The 22,393-nt window shown below is 33.7% G+C and carries 15 protein-coding genes and 2 tRNA genes; 7 read left to right on the forward strand and 10 right to left on the reverse strand.

All coding sequences use genetic code 11. The features are described 5' to 3' along the window. Positions 1-164: 164 nt before the first annotated feature. Positions 165-920, forward strand: a complete 756-nt coding sequence (locus tag JOE44_RS06695; protein WP_209784881.1) for an AraC family transcriptional regulator — start codon at positions 165-167, stop codon at positions 918-920. Positions 921-946: 26 nt separating this feature from the next. Continuing rightward, positions 947-2,110, forward strand: a complete 1,164-nt coding sequence (locus JOE44_RS06700; protein WP_209784882.1) for an NAD(P)/FAD-dependent oxidoreductase — start codon at positions 947-949, stop codon at positions 2,108-2,110. 94 nt (positions 2,111-2,204) lie between these two features. Here JOE44_RS06700 and JOE44_RS06705 read toward each other — a convergent pair whose 3' ends face one another. The 3 genes from JOE44_RS06705 to JOE44_RS06715 all read right to left on the reverse strand — a co-directional run bounded on the left by JOE44_RS06705 (position 2,205) and on the right by JOE44_RS06715 (position 8,903). Next, positions 2,205-5,240: a reprolysin-like metallopeptidase gene (locus JOE44_RS06705; RefSeq protein ID WP_209784883.1), complete on the reverse strand. Its 3,036-nt coding sequence runs from the start codon at positions 5,238-5,240 to the stop codon at positions 2,205-2,207. A 661-nt stretch (positions 5,241-5,901) separates the two neighbouring features. Beyond that, positions 5,902-7,326 carry a hypothetical protein gene (locus JOE44_RS06710; protein ID WP_209784884.1) on the reverse strand — a complete coding sequence of 475 codons (1,425 nt, stop codon included), beginning with the start codon at positions 7,324-7,326 and terminating at the stop codon, positions 5,902-5,904. 167 nt (positions 7,327-7,493) lie between these two features. Further along, positions 7,494-8,903 (reverse strand): tetratricopeptide repeat protein, encoded by a 1,410-nt coding sequence (locus JOE44_RS06715; RefSeq protein ID WP_209784885.1) that lies wholly within the window; start codon positions 8,901-8,903, stop codon positions 7,494-7,496. 510 nt (positions 8,904-9,413) lie between these two features. Between JOE44_RS06715 and JOE44_RS06720 the strand changes: the two genes are divergently transcribed. Both JOE44_RS06720 and JOE44_RS06725 read left to right on the forward strand, forming a co-directional pair. Next, on the forward strand, positions 9,414-9,896 hold the full coding sequence (locus tag JOE44_RS06720; protein WP_209784886.1) for a GNAT family N-acetyltransferase: 483 nt from the start codon (positions 9,414-9,416) through the stop codon (positions 9,894-9,896). Between the two features lie 184 nt (positions 9,897-10,080). Next, complete coding sequence (locus JOE44_RS06725) at positions 10,081-10,956, forward strand: alpha/beta fold hydrolase (protein WP_209784887.1); 876 nt, start codon at positions 10,081-10,083, stop codon at positions 10,954-10,956. Positions 10,957-11,059: 103 nt separating this feature from the next. On the opposite strand, the gene JOE44_RS06730 is transcribed toward JOE44_RS06725, so the two are convergent. From JOE44_RS06730 to JOE44_RS06745, 4 genes are all read right to left on the reverse strand, one after another. After that, positions 11,060-11,132, reverse strand: a tRNA-Lys gene (locus JOE44_RS06730). A 367-nt stretch (positions 11,133-11,499) separates the two neighbouring features. Next, entirely contained in the window at positions 11,500-12,222 is a 723-nt protein-coding gene (locus JOE44_RS06735) for a hypothetical protein (protein WP_209784888.1), read from the reverse strand. Positions 12,223-12,919: 697 nt separating this feature from the next. After that, positions 12,920-14,389, reverse strand: a complete 1,470-nt coding sequence (locus JOE44_RS06740) for a hypothetical protein (RefSeq protein WP_209784889.1) — start codon at positions 14,387-14,389, stop codon at positions 12,920-12,922. A gap of 70 nt (positions 14,390-14,459) precedes the next feature. After that, complete coding sequence (locus tag JOE44_RS06745; RefSeq protein ID WP_209784890.1) at positions 14,460-14,924, reverse strand: hypothetical protein; 465 nt, start codon at positions 14,922-14,924, stop codon at positions 14,460-14,462. A gap of 1,338 nt (positions 14,925-16,262) precedes the next feature. Between JOE44_RS06745 and JOE44_RS06750 the strand changes: the two genes are divergently transcribed. Further along, on the forward strand, positions 16,263-17,717 hold the full coding sequence (locus JOE44_RS06750) for a LuxR C-terminal-related transcriptional regulator (RefSeq protein WP_209784891.1): 1,455 nt from the start codon (positions 16,263-16,265) through the stop codon (positions 17,715-17,717). A gap of 441 nt (positions 17,718-18,158) precedes the next feature. Here the strand turns inward: JOE44_RS06750 and JOE44_RS06755 are convergent. The 3 genes from JOE44_RS06755 to JOE44_RS06765 form a co-directional block, all read right to left on the reverse strand. Next, a tRNA-Lys gene (locus JOE44_RS06755) sits at positions 18,159-18,231 on the reverse strand. A 292-nt stretch (positions 18,232-18,523) separates the two neighbouring features. Next, positions 18,524-19,225 (reverse strand): hypothetical protein, encoded by a 702-nt coding sequence (locus tag JOE44_RS06760; protein WP_209784892.1) that lies wholly within the window; start codon positions 19,223-19,225, stop codon positions 18,524-18,526. Between the two features lie 157 nt (positions 19,226-19,382). After that, the gene (locus tag JOE44_RS06765; RefSeq protein WP_209784893.1) at positions 19,383-20,198 is read right to left on the reverse strand and encodes a helix-turn-helix domain-containing protein; all 816 of its coding nucleotides are present in this window, start codon (positions 20,196-20,198) and stop codon (positions 19,383-19,385) included. A 257-nt stretch (positions 20,199-20,455) separates the two neighbouring features. Here JOE44_RS06765 and JOE44_RS06770 point away from each other — a divergent pair, with 257 nt between their 5' ends. Together JOE44_RS06770 and JOE44_RS06775 are read left to right on the forward strand one after the other, a co-directional pair. After that, positions 20,456-21,130, forward strand: coding sequence for a response regulator transcription factor (locus tag JOE44_RS06770; protein WP_209784894.1), 675 nt, complete (start codon positions 20,456-20,458; stop codon positions 21,128-21,130). Continuing rightward, a complete protein-coding gene (locus JOE44_RS06775) occupies positions 21,131-22,381 on the forward strand; it encodes a HAMP domain-containing sensor histidine kinase (protein WP_209784895.1) in 1,251 nt (416 codons plus the stop codon). Positions 22,382-22,393 lie beyond the last annotated feature (12 nt).

A 22,393-nucleotide genomic window follows, 5' to 3' on the forward strand; every position in this document is an offset into this window, starting at 1 on the left:
TAACTCTTAATTTACAAAAATATCATATTCATAGGCAAATCAGCTGGTACAGATTTTCTAAAATGTACTAGCCCAGTTCAATATTCAAATTGTATTGTACTTTGTAGTTTACAACAATTTTTGTAATTTTCTTCATCTAAAAGCAGTCTGCACAGACAATAATTATGGACAATGACTTCTCTTATCATTTCATAGAACCTGACCAAGAGATCGCAGATTTTGTTGAAAATCTGGGAACTTTTCAGAACCTTTCGGATGAAGCGAAAGAAGTGGTTATCATCCCTGACGGAAGAATTGATTTATTTTTTTCACAATCGGCTTCAGAGCCTTTTCATATTACTCTTCTCGGGCTGGAAACTTATCCGGAACAAAGATACATTGCTCCCCATACCATTGCCTTTGTGATCAGTTTTAAACCTCTTGCTGTTGAATATATTTTGAATACCTCTATCGCAGATCTTTTGAATATTGGAAAAGAACTTTCTTCTGATTTCTGGGATTTTAAAACAGATGATTTAAAAGATTTTTCCTGCTGCTGTACAAAAGCAATTCAAAAAATAAAAGAACGCCTTCCCACAAAGGTAGATGAAAGAAAACGCCAACTTTTTGAGCTGGTTTATGCCTCAAAAGGAGAAATGAGTGTGCAGGAACTTTCTGAGAAAACAGGCTGGAGCAGCAGGCAGATCAACCGTTATTTTACCAAACAGCTCGGCTTGTCATTAAAAGCCTACTCTACTATTTTGCGTTTCAGGGCATCTTTGGAACATATCGCACAGGGAAGGCTTTTCCCGGAACTTAATTATACCGATCAGAATCATTTCATCAAAGAAGTGAAAAAATTTTCAGGGGTTGCTCCTAAAGAATTATCCAAAAATAAAAACGACCGATTTGTACTATTATCAGTGTTGAAAGGAAAATAAATTTGCATTGTAAAATTTAAATTAAAATGCTGATAGAAAATAAATCAATAGCAATCGTTGGTGGTGGTCCTGCAGGACTTACGCTGGCAAGACTTTTACAATTAAAAGGTGCAGATGTAAAAGTATATGAAAGAGATTTCAATAAAAATGCACGGGTACAAGGCTCTCCTCTCGATATGCATGAAGACTCAGGACTGGCAGCCCTGCGCAAAGCAGAATTATTGGAGGAATTCAAAAAGACTTTCCGTCCCGGTGCAGACAGAACACTGATCATGAATGAAAAGGCTCAAATATTTTTTAACGATCATGAAACAAAACCTGAAGAAGATTTTGGACATGAGCATTTTCGTCCAGAGATAGATCGGGGTCCATTAAGAAATATGCTGTTGGAATCCCTGCATCCTGACACCGTAGTCTGGGACAGTCATTTTCTCTCGATGGAACCTCAAAATGAAGGCTGGCTTTTGCACTTCAAAAACGGGAATTCAGTGTACGCAGACCTTGTTATTGCCGGAGACGGAGCCAATTCTAAAATACGGCCTTATCTCACTGATATCAAACCTGTTTATTCCGGAGTTATTATGTTGGAAGGAAATATTTCAAAAGAAAATGCCCCTAAGATTAATTCCATAATTAAAGGCGGAAAAATAATGGCATTCGGAAATACAAAAAATATTTTGCTGGGCCAGAAAGGGAATGGAGATCTCGGGTTTTATGCAAGCTTTAAAGCTGATGAAAACTGGCCTGCTACCAGTGGTCTTGATTTTTCTGACAATGCACAGGTGCTCAAATGGTTCAAAACAGAATACTCCGGATGGAATCCTTTATGGGAAGAATTGTTTGAAAATGCTGGAACTCCGTTTATTCCACGCCTGATTTACTCTATGCCCTTAGATCAAACATGGAAAACCAAGCCCAACCTGACACTGATTGGTGATGCTGCTCACGTAATGCCTCCATTTGCAGGAGAAGGTGCCAATATGGCCATGCTGGATGCCCTTGAATTGAGTGAATATTTAACGAATGACAGTTACAGCACATTGCAGGAAGCAATTTCCAGCTATGAACATCATATGCAGAAAAGAGCAGCCACTGCCACACAGGAATCCCTTGAAAACGGCGAACGGATGCATTCTGAAAAGTCATTGGCAACCATGCTGGACTTTTTTAATGGTCATACTTCATCATAAACAAAAGGCTGTCTCAACCAGAGACAGCCTTTTTCAGTTAAATAAATCTTTTTTCTCTCCGCGTTTTAGATCCTGATGCGGAGATTCATTTGTGTTATTTCTTGATTAACTTAGTATTATAAGTATTCTTATCATCTTTTATAGTGATCACATACATTCCTTTTACCAAAGAAGCAACATTGATCCTTCCTTCAATTTTACCTTCCTGAACTAATCTTCCGTCAGCACTGTAGATTTTGTAATCTGCTTTACCTTTAAGGTTTTTCACTTCTACAAATGTATCTGCAGGGTTAGGATAAATAGATACTTCGGATGATTTCGTGTCTACGACATCTCTCACAGCAAGGTTAGCATTTTCCGAAATCTTCACAGAAAAATCTCTGAAAGATCCTACAGAAACGATTCCACCACCATTTACAGGTACAGTAGGGCTTCCACAAGGTCCGCTGGCTGCATTAAAGAAAGTACTTGCAACTCTCATTCTCAACAATTTTTCACCAGAGTACGCCGTGTCAGGCACTGTAAATGTCACATTTCCGTCACGAAGGTAAGCCTGAGCAGCGGCAGCATAGAAAGGAAGAGCTCCACTGGTTACTACTTTTTCAGAGTTTTCAAAGACTCCGTTTCTGTTGTAATCTATCCAGATTTCAAGCCAGTCGTTATAGTTTCCTCCCGCAAGGTTTCTAAAGCTTGCTGTATATTGAGTTCCTTTTGTTAAATTAACAACTTTGGTTGCATCTTCACTAAAGTCAAGATATGTTTTGTAAACATCCAATCCGGTATATACATAAGCCAGGTTAGATAACGTCAATCTTACAAGACCACTATTAAAGCTTCCGCCATTTCCTCCTGTAGTCATTAAACAATAATCTGAACCCGTTCTCAGCCCTTTTGTTTTAAAGGCATAATTAGTAGAGAATGCTCCCGGAACACTATTTACAACGGCAGCTACCTGTACTTCATAATTGGTTTCATCTTCAAGATTTGACAACAATACAGAGTTGACAGCACTTGTTGTATTCGACCAGCTTGCAGCCCCTACTTTTCTGTAATTGACAGAGTAAGTGGCTCCCGGTACTTTATTCCACGATATTCTCGCCGTTGTTTTTAAAACTTCTGTCTCTATTGCAGAAACTCCTGTTGGAGCGACGGCAGTAGAAGTAGGAGCCGTTCCTACTGTTACAGCCGGAGATACAGCATAGAAAATATTGCCTACTGCTGATATTCTTAATTTAATAGTTCCCGTTACATTAGCCGGCATTTGTACAGCATAGCTTCCTGTATTAGGTGTAGAAGCTACCAGAACTGTCCATGTAGCCCCGTTATTGGTTGTATAATCTATTTTTACGGCAGCTACATTATAAGGAGCGTTATTGGTGTTTGCAGCATCCCATGTGATGGTATTGGATGCATCATTATATAAAACAGATGCTGTGGTAAGTCCGCTGAATTTGAAAGGTCCGTCATTACCTACTGTTACAACCGTTTCAGCAGTGGAAGTCATTGGTCTTAATGCATTCTGATCTCTTACAGTTACCGCATAGTTCAATGTTCTTGGGATATAGGAAACGGTTTCCCATACCTGTTTGTCTGTCAGTACACCATTCAATACAGTTTCCAGCTTAGGGAAATATCTTCTGCTGGTGGCTGTTCCCGGTAAAGATCTCGCAATAGCTCCTTCTGCATTATAGCCCCATCCGCTATCTCCGGAAATCGTATTCCTGTCTCCTACACTGTTGTATTGTTCCCATGTATAGGTAACAAGATCACTTTCTGCATCTACTGCTACCGCATCCAGATAATAGGCAGTTCCTTTAGGAATAGAATAATTAGCCAACGGTGTAATTACCGGTGCGGTATTGTTTATGATATCAACAGCAACACCACATCCTACTTTAGCTTCGAGGTTATTCAATACCTGAGAAATAGATTTATAATGGAAATATCCATCCATATTGGCCTGAATATTATCCTGAGTAATTCCCGGATATCCCATGATCGTTGTTCCTCCCCAAGGCTCTACATTGGCACCGGAAGCTTCAGTTCTCATAGAGAAGGTATGGTTGGCTCCCAGCTGGTGTCCCATTTCGTGTGCTGCCATTAAGTCAAATACTTCTCCTACAGGGTCAGGGCTCATTGAAAAAGCGGCACCTTTTCCTAAAGAAGTATTAGTGGCAGGATTTGTACAAACAATTCCTATTCCTCCGGCATTTCCATTTCTGCTTTGTCCTACATTGCGATGAAATACGTGTCCAATATCATAATTGGCATTTCCAACATCTGCCGTCAGCTTTTGTTGCAGCTGTAAGTTTAATGACGGATCTCCTGCTGCTGCCTGAGGGGTATAAAAATCGGTAGCAGGATCTGTATAAATAATTCCCGGAAGATCCAACACATTAAAGTGAGCTCCAAAATCTCTCTCAAAAACCCCATTGATTCTGGTCATTGTATTATTGATTGCAGCGACAGCCCCGGCAACTGTGCCTCCGTGAAATTGCGTATATTCACCGGTAACAGCCATAGCCATTCTGAGAGTTCTGTATTTTGTATTAGTAGGTCTGTTGGTAATTCCTACATTGGAAAGCATCTTTTTTCCGTTTTCCACCAGTTTACCTATCTCCTTAAGATCATGCTCCGTATCACATTCAAACCCATGCATGTCTCCTTTTTCCTTTGTTTTATAAAAAACGCCATAAGTCTGTTTATCTGCACTTATAGGTTCTATAAACTGAAATATACCGTCTTTAATAATCATAGACTGCATATCTGTAGGGGATGTACTAAATCTTAAATACTTAGAAGCATCATCCACGCCAATTCCTACATAGGATCCCAGCTGATATCTGTCTACAAGAGATTGCTCCATCACAGGATTGCTATAGACCGCAAATTTTTCAATTTTTCCTTCTGCTGTTGGTAAAGAAATAATAACAGGACGTGCATTTTTTCCCGTCTCTTCAGCATTTTTCAACATTTCTCTCAGAGACTTCAAATCAACTCGGTAAGAATGTTGTACTGCAACTCCTTCTCTTATCTGTGAAGTTTTCTGAGAAACAGATTCCCATCTCTGAGCATTGAAAGCCGTAAAACATGATGCTAACGCAAAAACGAATAAAATTCTTTTTTTCATAGATTTATATAAAATTATTTTGGTACAGATATAAGGCTGCTTATTTTTTCATCAAAAGATCATTCAGACATTGTATTTAAAACCATAGCGGAACATTATCATAAATACAACAAAACAAAACCAATCGTATAAAATTCGCAAAAAATCCCACCGCAAAGCTTGTATATTTCAAATAAAAAACAAAAAAAAATCCTACTACACAGGTACAACAAGCATGATAATTATTTAATTATCAATAAATTATATTCAAAACTCATTTCGGTCTTACATAATATAAGTTCTTTTAGGCGAGGAATCATTAAAATCTCAGGAAGAAAACTGGAGATAAAAACGTATTGAAAATCAGGACGAAAGTCATACTTAAATAGTACTTAAAAAAGATAAATTATGAAAAATTAAGGTAAAAAATAAGTCAGTTGAGAATGATCAGCTCTTTTTTTGATTAATAATTCCACAAATCAACTGAAAATATAACGACTTATATATCAAATATTTAAAAACAAAAATACAGTATGTAGTACCCATGTAGTATAGTATTTTTTCATGTTCCCAATAAAAATTTTCATATTTGACCAAAGAGACCACAAGAAAAAAACCGAGTGGTGAAAAGAGAATATTTCGAGTACTGTCTGACCTGATAAATCAGACAGTTTTTTTTTGATTATTGTAAGGTATCAAAGAAATGATAGATATCTGTTTCTCCAGGAATGTTCAGTTTTTTTCTGATTCTGTATTTTTTCTGCTGAATACTTCTATGCTGAACCATCGTATAGCTTGCTATTTCTTTAGAAGTAAAATGCAGTTTAATCATAGCACAAAAAACCAGTTCAGAATTTTCAAGACTTGGGTTAATCATTAAAAGCTGAGCTATAAACTCTGGGTAAGCTTCTTTAAAACGATCCAGAAATTCAGAGTCATTCTTTTTACCAAGTTCTATAATCTCTTCCTGCTTATTGTCATTCATCCTTATTTTCAGATTTTCAGCTTCTATAGAAAGGATTTTTTTACGTTTTCTCAAGGTAAGAACAATTCTCCAGGCATATAGTCCCAACAGGCAGAGACCTAAGAACGACAGGGAAACAATCCAATATATTTTACTTTGACGATGATCGGTATCTTGTTGGGCTACCGTAATAAAAGACTCCATATCCTGATTGATGGTAGCCAGCAAAGATGTATTGGTTTTATAAAAAGCATCCGTGTACGCCTTCAGATAAAAATAGGCCTTCTCTTTATCCCCCGTATGTTCATATAATACCCTGAGATCATTATAGATATACTTGGCGTAATAAGCATAGATACGTTTCGTTTTTTCATTGATTTTCAATGCCCTGTTAAAATACACTTCTGCTTTATCATATTCTTTATAATTAAGAAAGTACTCCCCCATAATAGTATTCGTATAGAGGGCTATTCCGTCTTCTTTACCTCCTATATTGGCTTTATTGTAGGCAATTGTTATGTACTTATAGGCAGAATCCCTGTCTCTGCGCATATAAACATAATCGCTTATAGCACAGTCTGCAAGCCCCGTATTGTCCAGTTTTTTGGCTTGATGGAAATATTCAAGCGCTTTTTCGTATTCTTTTTTTTGGGTAAGATAAATTGCCTGTCTCAAATAAATACTGAAAAGTATATCATTTTTAAGCTCTGAGTTATCACTTTTCTTTATAAAGCTCATGGCTTCATTGTTATATTGAAAAGCCTTATCAAGCCTTCGAAGTTCTACATTGAAGCGTCCGTACACGTTATAAAATCTGGCTTTGTGGATATTATCCTCTGAACCATCCAGAATCTCTTTTGCATTATCAAAAAGAATCTGCGACTTCTGAAAATTTTCCAGTGAAATATTAAGCTCAGCCAGATTGATAAAGCATAGCGCCTTCCCTTCTGCATAATTCATTTTATTAGCCTGATCATAATATTTTTTATTAAGCGTAATCAATGAATCATACGCTCCGGAAAGCCTGAATTTCTCATTCTGCTTAAGCAAAGAGACATCAAATCTCTTTTCAGCCTCTTTCTTTGAATGAGAATGGCACGAAACTAAAACAAAAAGTAAAACAGAAAGAAAAATACGCATCATAAGTTTCTCTATTTAAGCTAAATCCCTGTATTAATTATGATTAAACAATGATCTCTCAGAATAATGGTTTTCATATTTTAAAAATTTTCAATGATTTTTTCTGATAAAATCAACAATAAAATCTTTTCATAAAACAGAATCCTGCTGCTTTTATTGTGATATATTTTTTATTCTGTTAACGTTTCAAAAAAGTCATAAATATCTGTTTCTCCGGGAATATTCAGTCTTTTTCTTATCCTGTATTTTTTTTGCTGAACAGATTTGTGCTGTACAAAAGTATAATCCGCAATCTCCTTAGAAGAAAAACGTAATTTCAACATGGCGCAGAAAGCGAGCTCTGAATTTTCAAGATCCGGATTGATTTCCAAAAGGGCTTTTATAAATCCGGGATACAATTCTTTGAATTTCAACAAGAAAGAAGAGTCATTCCTTCTAGCAAGTTCAATTACTTCTTCCCGCTGCTTTGTCTGGACATGATTTTTCAATGCATCGGTTTGCTCTTTTAAAGTATTCTTCTTCTTTCGTAATCCGCCAATCATCTTCCTGACATATACTCCTGAAACGGTAAGAACGGTGATTGACAGCGCGATAAATAGCGGAAGATCATTTTTATGCCAATCTGATTCCTGTTTTACTTCTGAAATAAAATCTTCAGTCGTTTTATTCATTGCAGCGAATCGTGCAGCATCAGATCTTCCTTCCTCTTCCATATATTTCTTCAGATAAAAATAGGCCTTTCCACCATCATTTTTTTTCTTGTATAATTCTGCAAGAGCCTTATAAACCTCTTTTATATGGGAGGAGTAAGTGCGTCTTGTTTTTATATTGATTTCCAGTGCTTTTTTAAGCGCTTTTTCTGCCTGTTCACTATTATCAACATCATTATAATAATATCCCATGGTGTAATACACCCAAAGTGACTCCACATCTGTTGTTTTCTGACTAAGCATTTTTTCATCTGCCCTGGCAATATATATTCCTGCAGAATCAGGCTTATGGGTAAATAAATAATACTGTGCCATCATACAATTGGTATACGCTGAATTTTCCAGCACATTGGCTTTTGTAAAACATTTTAAAGATGTCCCAAACCATCCCTTCCATGCATAATAAATAGCCTTGTTTACATAAAGTCTTGGAAGAAGCTTATCAGTGAGTTTTGTTTTTTTTACCTGTTTAAAATAATAAAATGCTTTATTATTACACGCTATAGCCTTATCATATATTTTAAGATGAGAATAATACAGGCTGTAATCATCATAGAAAGTCGCTTTATGATATGCATTTTCAGAAGGTATCAGATCTTTTTCTGCTTTATTGAAAAAAAATCGGGCTTTATCATAATTTCCAGCTGAGACATTCACACTTGCCATATTCAGATAGCAGAGCCCTTTCCCTGCTGGATACCTCATTTTGACTGCCTTTTTCAGATATTTTTTATTAAGCTGGGCAAAGGCTTCATATCCACCAGACAACTGAAGTTCAGAACTTTGAGTCAATAAGGAAACATCAAAATCTTCTCTTTCAGTAGTATGGGATTCGCTATGACATGAAAATAGACACAGAAATAACCCCATGCAGATACTAAAGGTTATTATATTCTTTATACCCTTCGGATGTGTCTTTTTATTTTTAAAAATGAACCAGTTAATTTTTCCCATCACCACCACTTTTCCTTATATATCCAGATATCTACCTATTCATTTTCTTACAAATAAGTTGATAATTATCTACCGTTATTTCAATATTATTCCCCAATATGTGTTATAAATATACATATTTTATCATGTTCATTATGAAATAAACAGGTTATTTCGCAAAAATGTAACATTCAAATAAAACAATGTGATTTTCCCCTTAAACGAATACTTTTTTTAAATTTACAGACCACTTAGGTAAGTATTTCTGATCAAAAGTATATGTTTTGTTTTTAATAAGACTATCTAAAAAGAAATTTGTTACAGATTGATCAACAGGTTTACAAATTTTAATGAAATTAATTAAAATTCAGTGATAAATTTAAGAGGAAGCCAAAATAATCCACACCTTTGTATTGGATATAAATGAAAATGACAAATAAGATCACCATGAAAAATATTAACTTTCGAAAACTTCTTCCTGAGGAAAGTAAAATCTACAGAACCATCCGGTTGGAAAGTCTGGAAAAATTCCCCGATTCATTTGGAGCCAACTATCAGGAAGCCCTGAAAATTGAAAAATTTCCAATGGAAAGCCATATTGAAGAGCAGACCAAAGAAAGATTTGTATTTGGAGCTTTTACAGATGAAGAACTTATAGGGATCTGCAGCTTTGTGAAGGGTGAGGACAATACCGGAAATATTTATCAAATGTATGTTAAAAATGAATTTCAGGGAAAAAATATTGGACAGGGATTGCTTGAAGCAGTTATTGAGGAAGCCTCTCATACATATCATGGCATTGAAATTCTTTTAGAAGTTACTCCGGGAAATGACAAAGCTTATAAACTATATAAAAAAGCGGGATTTCTGGAAATAAAATCTTCCACCACTGAAAATATCAGCAATATCACTATGAAATATCAGGTCTGAATAAAAATTTACAACCATTCAAAAAACTTCGTTTAGAACCTAGTACGTACTGCATAGTTAAATATTATAAATGAATTCCTGCATTTGCTAAATTTAACCTGAAAAAGAGATGTAATTCTGCATTAAGACCAGATCCTTGTAAAAAATCTTAATGACAGCCCATGATTTTTAAGTTAAATACAACATGAAAACGGAAAGCTTTGAAACTATATGTGAAGACGGAATACCGCTTAAAGGAATTCTCCTTATTCCGGATCAGCCAAAAGCTGTAGTTCAGTTTAATGGTGGTACAGGAACAAAGAAAGAATTTTACCTGTCATTTCTTACCTATCTTGCTGAAAATGATTTCCTGTGCTGTCTTTGGGATTACAGGGGAAGCGGAGATTCTTTTTCCGGAAATTTAAAGACCTGTGAATTTAAGTTTTCAGATTATGGAGTAAGAGATATGCCTGCTATCAAGGACTTTCTGAACGAAAGATTTCCTGAACTTCCGTTTATCATTGTTGGGCATAGTGCTGGCGGGCAGCAAATCGGATTTATGAAAAATCTGGATAATGTAAAAGGAATGATCAATTTCGCCGTATCAGCAGGCTATTATATGAATATGCCACTGCCTTACAGAATGAAAGCTTATTTTTACTTTTACCTTTTTGCCCCTATAAGTATTTTAATGACAGGATATGTAAAAGCTAAAACCTTTGGATTAATGGAAAATCTGCCTAAAAATGTAGTGTATGAATGGCGCAGCTGGTTAGAAAAGAAAAATTACTTCTTCGATGCTAAGTTTTATGGCAAAACAGTTCCGGTTGGGCATTTCAGGAATTATACATTCCCTGTTCATTTATATTGGACCATAGACGACACTATATCAAGTCAGAAAAATACAGAATCTTATTGGGAGCATATTGACAGTAAAGAAGAAATTACTTTCACAAAGTTAGTTCCTTCAGAATTAGGACTGAAGAGAATTGACCACTTTGGTTTTTTCAAAAAAAATATGAAAGACAGGCTTTGGGAAAATGTAGTAGGTCAATTAAATGCTTTTCTTTTAAATCATTAACCTCAGACATCTCCTTGAACTTGTATTTCCATGGAGAAAAAATAATAAATTATGAACAAAAAAATGGACAAACCATTATAAAAAATGATTTGTCCATATGAAGTGACCCGGCTGGGATTCGAACCCAGGACCCATACATTAAAAGTGTATTGCTCTACCAGCTGAGCTACCGAGTCGGCCACTTACTTTTTTCAGTAAATCCCTTTGTTTAAGGGACTGCAAAGATAGAAACATTTTCACTAAATCCAAATTTTTCTCCACATTTTTATTCAAAAAAAAGGTGCAAAACAAAAAAATGGCAGACGATAGTAATGAACAAAAATTCTAATCACAATTCCCCATTTATAAATACCTGTTTATTAAACAGATTCAATAATAATTGTAATTAATAACTGAAGGTTTCTAAAATGAAAAGAGATGCAATTCTTCAATTGCACCCCTACTGCTGTAGTTCACTACATCTATAAATAAAATCAATAAACTTTCATTTGATTTAAAAAATTTTATTCATCATATAAATAATTAATATACAACATTGGTAATTTATAATTTGTTAAGACTTAATGTATAGGTGGGCGAACCATAACCAAAACTAAGATCTATTGAACTCATAGAAGATCCTTGTAGAGTACCTCCTCCATCTTTAGTCCTATAAAAGATCACTCTGATCAGATTTCCTGCATTCAAAGATTTAATTACAGGAGCCATTGTGAAAGAATAAATTCTTGTGACCCCAACTCCCACTCTGGGAAACATTGGACGGCCTCCAGTTACAGATGTCCAGGATGATCCTCCATCAGTGCTGACTTCAAGATTAACAGCCATATAAGCATATCCGTCTCCATCATTGTTTATTGTAAGAGAAGGAGCTACAGATCCGGACAACATATAATTCCCTGTTTGGCCAATAGTAACCTGCCCAATAGTGGAAACTGTAGTTCCAATAGTATTCAGTACCGCATGAGAAGATTGTATCTGAACGATTTGAGTAGCTCCGGTATTATAATTTGCTGCATTATAAGACATCGTACTGGCAGTTGTATAAAAAGCCACCTGAGATTGGGGAGTAATATTAGCTGTACCTAAAACACCATTTTGATCAGCATACAGAGCTGAAATTGTAGGACTGGTTAATAAGGTTAGATCCCGGATTCTTGTGGTACCATTAACATCGAGGGTATTAGTAGGAGTTGCGGTATTAATACCCACCTGAGAACTAGCCATAGCAGAACACAGAACATAACCTACTAAAATAATTTTTTTCATAAATATTGATTTAAATTAATTAAGGTTACAAAAGTAAATCGTACCTGTATGGCCTACAACCAGGCGGATACAACATGAATACAGCATGCAACATATGCCATACATCACACATACATCATTTATAATCAACACTAAAAGCCACTGTAGAGTTTCTAAGACAAAAAAGCTTCCGTAGTTTACTGAGTTTGTAATTAAATATCCGTCTCAATCCTACAAAATTGCCCCCAGAAAAGCAAGAACTAAGTTTTAATGCTTTAGCCAAAACACCAACTATAAAAACAAAACACACTGAATAGCAAACAATTAAAACAATCGTGAACAACAGAATAATTAAATTATAGATAAAGAAACAGATGAACAATACAATCGGAGGCCAAACCCTTTATTAGAATACTTAGCTTAGAGCTGGCAAAATGATCTTTGAAGAATCACTAGAAGATGTATATGAAGTATCTACACTAAGGTTCACCCCTAATTAATAGTCATAATTTCACCGTTAAATTAAAAGGTAAAGCTCATTGTTTATACTATGAGCTCAAGTTACAAAATAGTGTGTTTCTAATCTGCTTTGAAGTATTATATAGTCTATTAAATTCATTTTGGATCCCTTAAAGCAATGTTTATCATTTGTATTTGGGTCTTTATGAACCACAATATAGATTAACATGCAGGATCGATTCCATTCATTATCATTACCTTAAAATTGGGATATTGATCTGATGAAATAATACAAATCTGTTTCAGTATCAATGTTTAGTTTTTTACGTATTCTATATTTTTTTGTCTGTACAGATCTATGTTCCATAGAAGTACATTGTGCAATTTCTTTTGAAGAAAATCCAAGCCATATCATGGCACAAAATGATAAATCAGATTTAGTAAGTTTGGCATTAACCATCTGAAGTTTCTGGCATACTTCCGGATATGCTTCTTGAAATTTTGCTAAAAAACCAATACTATTATCCCTGGCAAGTTGAATTATAGTTTCGTGGTTTTCACTAAGTTTTCTTTTTAAATCTATTGTTTCCTCTTCTTTTTGAATAATTATCTCATTACTTTGTATAAGCTTGGCCTTCTTTTTTTTGATTTGCAGATAGAAATAAGTACATAACAGGAAAATTACTATTACAGAGATGCTTCCATATAATAAAGCATTATTTTGAGTTTTTCTCTTTTCATCAAGTTCTTTCTTTTCCATGCTATCAATGGCCAGAATAACAGCTTTATTCTGGTTATTATCCAGACTATCTTTCAATGAAGTTGCCTTATTTAAATATTCATTTTCAAGATCCAGTTCATGGATCTTTTTGTAAAGGTCGGCTAATAATTGAAAGTTATTGAGAATCAATTTAGGTCTGTCAACTTCTTTTGCCAATCTTAATGACGCTTTACAAGTATCAATGGCCTCACTATTCTTATTTTGAGTTTCCAGGAATTCTCCATAATTATGTAAAACTACTGCTCTTTGGTACTTGTTATGCTTAAATTTTTTAAATTCTAAAAGAATAAAGGATTTTTTAAAATAATAGTTTGCAGAATCCATATTTTTATTATCCCAAATATAATATCTTGCTATATGCGCTACATCCAAAGGGTTTGCTTCTATCCTGACAGCTTTCTTCAGATAAATAAGAGAAGAATCAGCCTGATAAGGTTCAGCCAAATAAGAGGCCCGGGTAGAGTATACATATCTTAAAAAAAAACGACAGTCCTGATTATCTTTTTTGAGTTTCAAAGCATACTTCATCGCTTTCAAATTATAATCCAGAGCTAATTTACTAAGCTTCATCGCACTATAAACCTGGGCAAATTCCTGATTAATCTTACCTTCAAGAAAATCATCATTAATATTCTTAGATTTTTCTACCGCTTTATTTAAATAATCCAAACTTTTTTTGAAATCTCCTATGAGCCACAACCTATTGGCAATATTGGCATATCCCCAGGCTTCTCCTTTAGGATAATTATTTTCAATTGAGATTTTTACAAGATTTTCATTCCAAAGGATCAAATCCTTGTTTGATATTTTGGTACGAAGTTCTTCATTCTTCCTGATCAAAAGAGTATCAAGCTGCCTTAAAGTATACTTCTGAGAAAATAGCCTTGTAAAACAAAAGACAAAAAGAAGACAATATAACGCTTTATTAATGTTTGCTGAACAATACATGATGAGAAATATTATTAGGAAGTTGGCGTAAGGTTTTTCGGTTTGAAAACACACATAAATAATATTACGATTACGATTCAACCTTTTTAAAAAGGACTTTGTCTATATCCTTATTTACAATAATTATCAGCTTGGGTTTCCTTTCAAAACCTTTTTGCTCTCCTATTCTTACTTTGTAAGAAAAAACTGTTTGATCCTCCTCATTTCTTTCAAGTTTTAAAGGAATGAGTTCAACGGATCTATTCGTTGCAGGATGTAGTAAGGCCATTACATTTTCTTTTGAAAAGTCAACGGAAGTTGGTTTTCCCTTTTCTCCCATAAAGGAAGCCTTATCAAAAATTTGATTGAATTCGTTTTCTGTTGATATTACCTTTTCAGTAAACTCTTTACTGTCATAATTATTTTTAACAAAATAATTGTCTGCTATTTGGTAGAATATAAGGGAAGAATGTGTAGTGAATGTATTAGTTTCTGTCTGTGCGCTGCAAGACCAAATAATATTACTGGAAATTAAAAGAATAAGTTTTTTTTTCATTAATGGCTTTTGGAGAGATTAAATTAAAAAAACGAATCCTTTAGACAATTTTTTTAACTGTTTATAAGTACTATTTTCCACAATCATTTGAGTGTATACTATTAAGATTAGCTGTATACAAATTTGCAAAAAAAATAACAATCCAACCCTTAAAAACACATACATCAAATATACATCAAAAATACACCAAACATGCAAAACTATTAAATACCAGACACATACAATAGCACTTTTTGTTAGATGTATCTTTTTAAAGTTAGTCCGCTTTACTTTATCAATAGTATAAATAACAAATAGACCTACATCAGGATAATAAATAGGAATATCATCAAAAGCAACATTGCTAACCTCATTAGAATATTCTGAACATTTGGAAAAAGCCTGAGCCTAACTTCCCCATCCACATCAAGAGTTTTAATAGGAGCTGCTATATTAACACTCAGTTGTAAACACATAAAGAAGCAAGAAAATCGATTGAGAACAATACTGTTTTTTTCATTTTTTCTATTTAAACAGTTGACAATGTTTTGACATTATTTTAATTAAAAGAGATTTTCCAGAATAAAGATTTGGGGATGGAAATGACAGTTGTTTATCAGGATAAAATACAATTAACACCCAATGAAAAACAAAACAACATACACCCAAAATACATTCTATTCAAAAATCACAACCCATCATAAATACACGGTGTTCAATCACAAACACAGACGAAACAATTGAGTTTTTTCAATATACATCAAACATACATCAAACATACATCAAGCGTATTAGACCATCTTAAAACCAAATTAACAAACACATTTACAGGTAATTAACAAAGCGCACATGTTCATAATCAAAAAACATATTACCTAATTCTTTTTTCATTATGCCTACTTTTTTTAAATCAAAACAATGAAATGATATGCCAATGATGTACTATAATTTTCTTGAAAAAAATCTTTATTATGTATTTTTACACTAGATTTTAAAGGGATAAAAACATAATTTTTCAATATAACTTAATAGTATAATGTTGATTTATCCTCAAGTAGGAATTCGTACTCATAATTCATTTTACTTAAATAGATTTAATATTTAATTTATAGAAATCAACATAAAGTTTTAATCATACCTATCCAAACATATGATGAGCTTGTTGGTTTACTATAACTATTAATTTCATAACTGGGAATATAAGAAAGGTGGAGTAACAAATTTTGAATATTTAAACCAAGAAGCCCAAATCCAGCTGATAAAGATTAAATAAATACTCTTTAAAAAGGCTATTATCCGAAATAACTTTTTTAAAGATAAGTGCAATTATTAAAAATTATTAAACAGAACCATTTTGATATGTTAAAAGCCAATATGTTCCCAACAAACTATAAATTATTTCCGACTAAAATAGCTTATGTTACATGTCTATCTTTTTTTAGCTGTATATACTCTCAAAATTATTTGCACTCAGATATAGACAGCATTTTAATCAATGAAAATGAAAAATTACGGTTACTAGGCAAGAATAAAGAACTCCTATTTTTAAACGAGAAATTTATCAACGTAAGCAAACAGCAAAATTATCTTAAAGGAGAGGTTTTAGGGTATATTAATATTGGGACTATTTATGGAACATTAGGGGCGTACAATACCAGTTTACAATATCTGCAACTAGCAGAAAAGAAAATTAAAAATAGTAACAGTTTTTATTTATACAGTAAATTATATCAGGAGTATGGACAGTTTAATTATGTTATTGGGCTTGACTCTAAAGCATTACAATATAATTCTATGGCTATATATTTTGGCAGAAAGATCACAGAACCTGCTGAGAAAAAAAATTTATCCAGCATCTATGCAAGCAGAGCTGAATTTCTTTATAACAAAACCCCTGATTCTTCTCTGATATACCTACATAAAGCGCTAAAAATAAAACCAAGCCCTGTTATCAAATGTCTTATTGCTAATTATTATTCAAAGCAAAAAACAGCACCTGATTCGTCTTCTTATTATTTTAATCAGGCTCTCCTCATGTTAGAAAAAATTGAATACTGGAATATACAAAGGGGAATGACCTATTATTATGGCGGCAATTATTACTCACAAAATAAAGAGTACGAAAAGGCCCTTGAATATTATAAAAAATCTGTTGAAATATTAGAAAAAACAAAACAAATTTATACCATACCGCTTCTTTATAAAACAATAGCAGAAACCTATGAACATTTAAAGGATAAAAATAAGGAGCGTATATACCTTCAAAAATATACTAATCTAAAAGACAGTTTAAGCCATGAATGGAATCAAAGTATAAATTTATCGGCAGAGAAGGCTATGAACAAACAAACGTTACAGGCAAAAACAAAAAAAACAGTCCATATATATAATTTAATTATTGTATGTCTTGCTGTTTCAGTCTTTTTTTTCAGTCTGTTCAAATATAGAAAAAACTTTCTTTTCACCTCCAAACATAAAGCTGTTGAAAATATAAAAGACAAACCGGAATCTATTACAACCAATGGAGTAAATAATGATCTTATTAAACTCGCTCAGGAAAATAATACGCTCTTTATCTCTAAATTTAAGGAAGTACATCCTGAGCTGGTAAAAAAAATTCGATTGCTGAATCCCAATATATCAAAATCAGAACTTTCATTGTGTGCTAAGATATGGTTAGGCCTGTCTTCAAAAGAAATAGCCTGTAATACTTTTATGCAACATCGATCCGTACAGACGAAAAAAAACCGTCTCAGAAAGAAATTAAATATCCCCTCAAATATCGATTTATATCTGTTTTTCAGAAAACTTTAATGAGTTATGGAAATCAACAACAAAGTTTAGCTAAAAGAATTGATTACCATTGAAAGCTAAAGTATTTCAGTTATCCATTCTTTTCAGAAAAGCCCTAATAACTCTCATAAATTTTATTATTATCTATGGAATGATGTATCCGTGATGTATCTATGACGTATCCATTATTTAGACAACTGTATCATTAAATAATAGTTTAGCAGAAGTAATTTCATAATTCCACTTCCACTTCAAAGAGATCAGCTTCTTACAACATATTTACTTTTCTTCAGCCAGAGCATCTCATGACCCTATTAATTAGTATTGCTTTTCTCTCTGGTTGAAGATTTTAAATAATTATATATCACCAGATCTGTTTAATAATATTCCCTCTAATTACAACATCTGTTTCCCTAAATAAAAAAAGGACAAACCATTAAGAAATGATTTGTCCATATGAAGTGACCCGGCTGGGATTCGAACCCAGGACCCATACATTAAAAGTGTATTGCTCTACCAGCTGAGCTACCGAGTCGGCCACTTACTTTTTTTCAGTAAATCCCTTTGTTTAAGGGACTGCAAAGATAGAAACATTTTTACTAAATCCAAATTTTCCTCTACATTTTTACTTAAAAAAATAGGTGCAAAACCAAAAAAATGGCAGGCCATATCCATTAATCAAAACAGAAATTATTATTTCCAGTTTATAAACATCTGTTTATTAAATAATTTGCGATCAACAAAACACCAGCAGACCTTTTAAACATATTTTAAATTAATTTTCTTAAAAATTAAAAAAATATTGAATTGGCCTATCATTATAGAATTTACCAAAGAAAAGGAGCTTTATCACCTCTTGTATTTTCAGCATAATAAAGAGAAGGAAGAACTTGTGCCAGATACGTAAATTCACAGTAGCAATGTTCCATCAATCCAAACCCTATCTCATCCGATAATAGATCATTACTTCCGGCACTTGACGCACCCAGAAAAAAGTGACTTCTCAGCGTACATCCCTGTGGCGTATCTCTTACAACATGAAACATATATCCATCCATTGGATCTCCATTGCGATCAGTAGGAGTATTTTCTCCAAAACCGATTCTGGCATATACAACTGCACTTACGTCTTTATTTGTATATGCCTGCTCCAAAATTTCAGGATTAAAAATTTCTGCAGGATGATGAAACTTAATCACTGCCGGCACAGGAGGTATTACTCCCAATGATTCTGTGGCATGTATGGTAGCCCCGATATAGTTTTCATTCTTGATCCATTTGCTGTCCCAGCCGCTATGTAGCACATGATCATGTGGATGCCATAACTTCAGGTCTGCAGTTGTTTCAAAATAGGTAAACCACCAATCCAGCATCTTCCCTTTACAGTTGGGCATCACATTTCTCATCGCTACGTGCAGCATTCCGTTTTCCAATCTTTTGATACCTGCTTCCAGGGACATAGGTTTTGGAGATAAAAGGCTGTCGATATTCTTAAACATAAGTTGTTCCACTTCTTTCGTAAGTTCCATAATTCAATTATTTTTTAGATTTATAAAATAACTCTTCAGCTGTTGGGCTTTGAATCCTGAAACAAAATTAAATCGGACACCCCTAAGTTTACTTGTATTATTTTCCAATCCAATGGCACAATCTGGAAATATGAGAAAAACATAAGCCTTTTCAATGTCACACACCCGTAATTTGATTTTTAAAATCCTCTGGTGTATGGCCTGTATGTTTTTTATAAAACCGGGAGAAATAGGCAGGATCATCAAAATTCAAATGATAGGCAATTTCTTTGATGGTCAATTCACAGGAAACAAGCATTCTTTTAGCCTCTACAATTACTCTTTCATGGAGCAGCTGTGTAAGTGTACGATTCATTTTTTCTTTCAGAATCTGATTAATCCGTTTTTCACTGATTCCCATTTTTTTAGAATAAAAGTCAGCTTTGCGTTCTGTTTTATAATGTTTATCCATCAACATAATGAATTGATAAACCCGTTTCTGATTGAGATCCTGATGCAAAAAATAATGCTGGTTGATACGGATGAGATTCAGTAAGAGAACTTTCAAGAGTGCTTTTAAAGCCAAATAGGTTCCCATCGGATTATTATATTCTTTCTCTATCAATAATGTGAGGTGCTGTAAAGTTTCTGCAGTATTACGGTCTATTGTAAAACCACTAAGCTGGCCATGCATATTGAAAAGATTGAAAACATCCAGGGCATATTCCTGGTTATCTTCCTCCAAATATTCTCTATCAAAAGCTATTATACAAGCTTTCTTATCTTCCACCGCCGGTTTTGTACTACGATACGGAGGAATAAAGTATATATAACCCCCTTCTTCATTGCTATGATCCTCTCCTCTTTTGTAATCTTTCATCCAGATAATCTCAAAAAAATGGGCTCGCTGTGAACGGTGCAGATAATTAGCCGGAGCATGAGAAAGTTCAAAAAAAATAAATTTTGACGGATCAATCTGATGAATGAATTTCATATACTCTGTAATTTGACTGTAAAGATACAGCTATACCCCACTGAAAGCTATGACAGAGGAATATTGTTTTGCCAGCAGAATTCAATTTACTCAGTATTTATGATTGTAAAAACTCTATAAAGGGATAAAAAGAACCCATGGACTATTCTATCCTTATTTCCTTAAGATTACAGAATTCTAGACCTTTTTGATCTATCTTATATTAAAAATTCAGAATTCATTCAGATTTTAATTCTAATTTTGAATAAAACAATTGTATGAAAATACTGGTCATTGAAGACGAAGCTGCACTGAGCAAAAGTATCATTACCTATTTAGGGCAGGAGAACTACCTTTGTGAAGTTGCTCCTAATATCAATACTGCTGTTGAAAAAATTTATTCTTATGACTATGACTGTATTCTTCTTGACATTTCATTACCTGACGGTAATGGACTGAGCGTTCTAAAGATATTAAAAGAGGATCATAAAACAGATGGTGTCATCATTATCTCTGCTAAAGATTCCATTGATGATAAAATAGCGGGATTACAATTGGGAGCTGATGATTATATCCCAAAACCTTTTCATTTATCTGAACTAAGTGCACGAATAGCTGCTGTAATACGCCGCCGGAGATTTAATGGTGATAATATCCTGGTATTTCATGAAATCACTATTGACACGCTTGCGAAAACGGTAACTGCCAATAATCAAAAGGTTGATCTTACGAAAACGGAATACGAATTACTGCTCTATTTTACCATTAATAAAAATAGAGTTCTTTCCAAGACAGCCATTGCAGAACACCTTTCTGGCGAAAATACAGATGTATATGATAATTATGACTTCATTTATGCTCATATAAAAAATATGAAAAAGAAACTCACAGCTGTTGGCTGCAATGATTATTTAAAATCTATTTACGGAATGGGATATAAATTTGAATATTAAATGAAATTAATTAACTACATATCCCGTCGCTATGTAATCTATGCTATTTTTATCCTATTAATAGCCATTCCCGTATTTTATTTCTCCCTGCAATACCTGATGCTGAAAAGTCTGGATGAAAACATAAATCACCAAAAGAACTGGATAGAAAAAAAATTAAAAACAACAAACCCTGATAATTTTACTTCCTTTGAAAACAGTATTCTTGTCCGCCCATCCAATACTTCTAAAACTTTCGACTCTCTATATAGCCGACCTGTTTTCATCCCTGATGATAATGAAATAGTTATGCATCGAATTTTGATTTCCAATACACTTGTTAATGGGAAACCCTATGAAATAAGGATTCAGAAATCTATGATAGAAGACGAAGATTTACTCAATAGCATTCTATTGCTTCAGCTAGGATTGGTTGTTTTGTTATTGACAGGTCTGATGGTCATTAATCTTCAGCTTTCAAAAAAATTGTGGAAACCTTTCAATGATATTGTGAGTAAACTGAAGGTATACCGGGTAGATAGTGATGATAACTATCAGTTTATGCCCACCAATATTGAAGAATTTAAAAACTTAGGAAACTCTATTAAGGAATTGACAAAACGCAATCAAAAACTTTATAAAACACAGAAAGAATTTACCGAAAATGCGTCCCATGAACTGCAAACCCCTATAGCGGTCATGCAGGGCAAAGTGGAATTACTGATGCAAACCTCTCCCATCTCCCAGGAACAGGCTGAACTGATTGAAGAAATTTCCTTAGCAGGAAACAAGATGCAGCGCCTTAACCGAACTTTACTACTGCTAACTAAAATTGAAAATAATCAGTTTCCAAACACAGAAAAACTGTTTGTAAATAATAAGGTTCAGAAATTACTTAACCAATATGAAGAGCCCGCACAACAAAAGAATCTTCAATGGGAAATCTTGTTAAACAATGAGATTGAGATTACAGCCAATCCTATTCTTATTGATATTTTAATTGGAAATATACTATCCAATGCTATAAGACACTCAGAAAATGGATATCTGATTTCTGTAAAAACAGTACAGCAATCCCTTGTTATTGCGAATCACGGTAAGAAAGAGCTGAATGAAAAAGACTTGTTTCAGAGGTTTAAAAAACAATCAGAAAACACCAATAGTATTGGACTTGGGCTTGAAATGAGCCAGAAAATATGTGATCTGTATCATTTCAAAATTCAATATCATTTTGATAAAAGCCAGCATATTTTCACCATTATTTTTAATTAATTTCTACTTATT

The organism is Chryseobacterium sp. PvR013 (assembly GCF_017833095.1).
In the GTDB taxonomy this organism is placed as follows: domain Bacteria; phylum Bacteroidota; class Bacteroidia; order Flavobacteriales; family Weeksellaceae; genus Chryseobacterium; species Chryseobacterium culicis_A.

Bases quoted from the DNA above. Each gene is read 5' to 3' on its own strand.
- JOE44_RS06695 (WP_209784881.1), top strand. From the start codon at position 165: ATGGACAATGACTTCTCTTATCATTTCATAGAACCTGACCAAGAGATC.
- JOE44_RS06715 (WP_209784885.1), bottom strand. From the start codon at position 8,903: ATGGGGTTATTTCTGTGTCTATTTTCATGTCATAGCGAATCCCATACT.
- JOE44_RS06710 (WP_209784884.1), bottom strand. From the start codon at position 7,326: ATGATGCGTATTTTTCTTTCTGTTTTACTTTTTGTTTTAGTTTCGTGC.
- JOE44_RS06720 (WP_209784886.1), top strand. From the start codon at position 9,414: ATGAAAAATATTAACTTTCGAAAACTTCTTCCTGAGGAAAGTAAAATC.
- JOE44_RS06770 (WP_209784894.1), top strand. From the start codon at position 20,456: ATGAAAATACTGGTCATTGAAGACGAAGCTGCACTGAGCAAAAGTATC.
- JOE44_RS06740 (WP_209784889.1), bottom strand. From the start codon at position 14,389: ATGTATTGTTCAGCAAACATTAATAAAGCGTTATATTGTCTTCTTTTT.
- JOE44_RS06745 (WP_209784890.1), bottom strand. From the start codon at position 14,924: ATGAAAAAAAAACTTATTCTTTTAATTTCCAGTAATATTATTTGGTCT.
- JOE44_RS06775 (WP_209784895.1), top strand. From the start codon at position 21,131: ATGAAATTAATTAACTACATATCCCGTCGCTATGTAATCTATGCTATT.
- JOE44_RS06765 (WP_209784893.1), bottom strand. From the start codon at position 20,198: ATGAAATTCATTCATCAGATTGATCCGTCAAAATTTATTTTTTTTGAA.
- JOE44_RS06725 (WP_209784887.1), top strand. From the start codon at position 10,081: ATGAAAACGGAAAGCTTTGAAACTATATGTGAAGACGGAATACCGCTT.
- JOE44_RS06750 (WP_209784891.1), top strand. From the start codon at position 16,263: ATGTTAAAAGCCAATATGTTCCCAACAAACTATAAATTATTTCCGACT.
- JOE44_RS06760 (WP_209784892.1), bottom strand. From the start codon at position 19,225: ATGGAACTTACGAAAGAAGTGGAACAACTTATGTTTAAGAATATCGAC.
- JOE44_RS06700 (WP_209784882.1), top strand. From the start codon at position 947: ATGCTGATAGAAAATAAATCAATAGCAATCGTTGGTGGTGGTCCTGCA.
- JOE44_RS06705 (WP_209784883.1), bottom strand. From the start codon at position 5,240: ATGAAAAAAAGAATTTTATTCGTTTTTGCGTTAGCATCATGTTTTACG.
- JOE44_RS06735 (WP_209784888.1), bottom strand. From the start codon at position 12,222: ATGAAAAAAATTATTTTAGTAGGTTATGTTCTGTGTTCTGCTATGGCT.